This window comes from Streptomyces sp. AV19 (assembly GCF_015999245.1).
Lineage (GTDB): Bacteria > Actinomycetota > Actinomycetes > Streptomycetales > Streptomycetaceae > Streptomyces.
Map to the genome: position 1 here is coordinate 1 of NZ_JAEAMR010000064.1, position 2761 is coordinate 2761.

At 72.1% G+C, this 2761-nt stretch carries 2 protein-coding genes; both read right to left on the reverse strand.

All coding sequences use genetic code 11. The features are described 5' to 3' along the window. Positions 1-76: 76 nt before the first annotated feature. Entirely contained in the window at positions 77-1990 is a 1914-nt protein-coding gene (locus tag I5Q34_RS33175; protein WP_199896215.1) for an anthranilate synthase family protein, read from the reverse strand. Then, positions 1987-2610: an isochorismatase family protein gene (locus tag I5Q34_RS33180; protein ID WP_199896216.1), complete on the reverse strand. Its 624-nt coding sequence runs from the start codon at positions 2608-2610 to the stop codon at positions 1987-1989. Before I5Q34_RS33180 ends, I5Q34_RS33175 begins: the two co-directional genes overlap by 4 nt. Positions 2611-2761: the final 151 nt, after the last annotated feature.

Sequence of the window (2761 nt, forward strand, 5' to 3'; positions counted from 1 at the left end):
GGGGGGGGGGGGGCCGGGGGGGGGCGGGCGGGGGGGGGGGGCCCCGCCCGGGGGGGGGGGGGGCCCGGGGCCGGGGTCATCCGACGGCCTTGACCTCCAGCGCGCCCAGGACCTCCTGCACCGCGGTGCCGACGATCCGCGGTCCGTCCTGGGTGAGCACCGACTCCGCGTGGAACTGCATGGAGGCGAAGTGCGGACCGCGCAGGGCGTGCACCTCGCCGGTCCCCGCGTCGCGGCTGACCCGTACCGTGCCGACGCCGTCCACCTCGGCCTCGTCGCGGTCGCTGCGCGCGGCGAAGGTGTTGTAGAAGCCGACGTGCTCGGTCCGGCCGAACAGGTCGATCTCCTTCTGCACGCCCTGGTTGGGAACGTCCCGGCGCCGCAGGCCGAAGCCCAGCTGGAGGCTGAGCACCTGGTGGCTGAGGCAGACGGCCAGGAAGGGGCGGCGCTCGGCGAGCAGGGTGCGCACCGCGGCGTGCAGGTGGGCCATCTTGGGCTGGCCGGTCTCCTGCGGGTCGCCGGGGCCGGGGCCCATGACGATCAGGTCGTAGCCGTCGAAGGAGTACTCCTCGTCGAACCGGCGGACCGTCACCTTCAGCCCCAGGGACCGCAGTTGGTGGTCGATCATCGAGGTGAAGGTGTCCTCGGCGTCCACCACCAGCACCTTGCGGCCCTCGAGTCCTGGCAGGACACCCGAGCGGCCGCCGAGGTCGCGCAGCCAGAAGTCGGCGATGGTCTCGTTGCGGCGGGCCAGGGCGGCCTTGACCTCGGGGTGGTTGCCCAGGCGCTGGTCGCCGCCGGACTCCAGGGCGGCGACGAGACCGGCGGCCTTGGCCCGGGTCTCGGCGGCCTCGGAGGCCGGGTCGGAGTGGCGCACGATGGTGGCGCCCACGCCGATGTTCACCCGGCCGGTGGCGTCGATGTCCGCGGTGCGGATGAGGATGGCCGAATCCATCGCCCGGCCGCCCTCCTCGTCCCGGCCGATGAGGGCCACGACGCCGCTGTAGTAGCCGCGTCCGGCCGGCTCGTACTGGCCGATGATCCGGCAGGCGCTCTCCAGCGGGCTGCCGGTGACGGTGGGCGCGAACATGGTCTCGCGCAGGATCTCGCGCACGTCGCGGGTGCTGTGGCCCTCGATGAAGTACTCGGTGTGGGCGAGGCGGGCCATCTCCTTGAGGTACGGACCGACCACACGGCCGCCCGACTCGCAGATCCGGGCCATCATCTTCAGTTCCTCGTCCACGACCATGTAGAGCTCGTCGGTCTCCTTGGGGTCGGCGAGGAACTCCATCACCTCGGGCAGGCTGGGACCCGAGGCGGGGTAGCGGTAGGTGCCGCTGATGGGGTTCATCACGGCCGTGCCGTGGTCGAGGCTGACGTGCCGCTCGGGCGAGGCGCCGACGAAGGTGCGGTCGCCGGTGTGGACGACGAACGTCCAGTAGGCGCCCGACTCCCGCTGGAGCAGCCGGCGGAAGAACGCGAGCGCGCTGTCCGGCCCGTAGTCGGTGATGTCCGCGATGAAGGAACGCTTCATCACGAAGTTGGCGCCCTCACCGGTGCCGATCACCTCCTTGACGACCCGGCCGACGATCTCCGCGTAGGCGTCGTCGTCGAGGTCGAAGTGCTCGCCGGTCAGCCGGGTGGACACCCGCGGGACGCGGTCGAGCTCGGTGACGGGCACCCGCTCCTGGCCGGTGACGGTCATCGCGATCAGCGGAGCCCCGTCGTCGGCGCAGTGGTAGCCGCGCTCGGCGATCTGCCGGTACGGGATGACCGTGAGGACCTCGTGGTGGGCGCCCTCGGCGGCCGGGGCGTCCGGCAGCTCGATGTCGGCCAGCGTGGCGGGGTGCGACACCTCGCCCACCAGGACGTCCAGGACGCCGGGGCCGGCGGCCTCGGGACGGTGGAGCAGGGCGAAGGCGGCCGGGCGGGCGCCGGCCGTGCCGAGCACGCGGTCGAGCAGTTCTCCGGTGGCGGGACGGACGCTCATGCGAAGATCTCCTTCGCGGTGACGACCCGGGCGCAGCGCTCGGCCGCGTACCTCAGGGCCAGCCGGTGGTACTCCTCGGAGAAGTCCGCGGTGGCGTCGGCGACGAAGAACGGCTGGATGTCGTTGGTGTACGCCTCGACCGCGGTCATCAGGACGCCCACGTGGGCGTAGACACCGCACACGATGAGCTGGTCACGGCCGCTGAAGCGCATCTTCTCCAGCAGGTCGGACTTGAAGAAGGCGCTGTAGCGCCACTTGGTGAACGTCCAGTCGCCGTCGGCCGGCGCCAGCTCGTCCACCACCAGGCGGTCGGCGGGCTCCGGGCGCATGCCGGGACCCCAGAAGTCCTTGAGCAGGCCGCGCTGTTCGTCGGTCATCCCGCCCGGCTGCGCGGTGTAGGCCACCGGCACGCCGAGCGCGGCACAACGGTCGCGCAGTGCGGCGGCGTTGCGGACCAGCGGCTCGCGGACGCCGTCCGGGAACGGCTTGAGGAAGTACCGCTGCATGTCGTGGAGGAGGAGCACCGCGCGGTCGGGGTCGGGCGTCCACTCGACGGTGTTGGGGGGCAGATCGCCCGTGGTGGGCATCGGATACGTTGCTATCGGAGGTATGCCGGACATGGCCCTGCTTTCCAGTTCCTGGCTGTTGTGCGAAGCGCGGCCGGTGCGCTTCCGAGTCACGGTGCGGACGCGCCGGTTGGCGTGGGTGGTCAGGCCTTCCAGGAGGAGACGACGCTGACGGCCTGCCACGGGTTGAGCCGGGGGTCGCAGT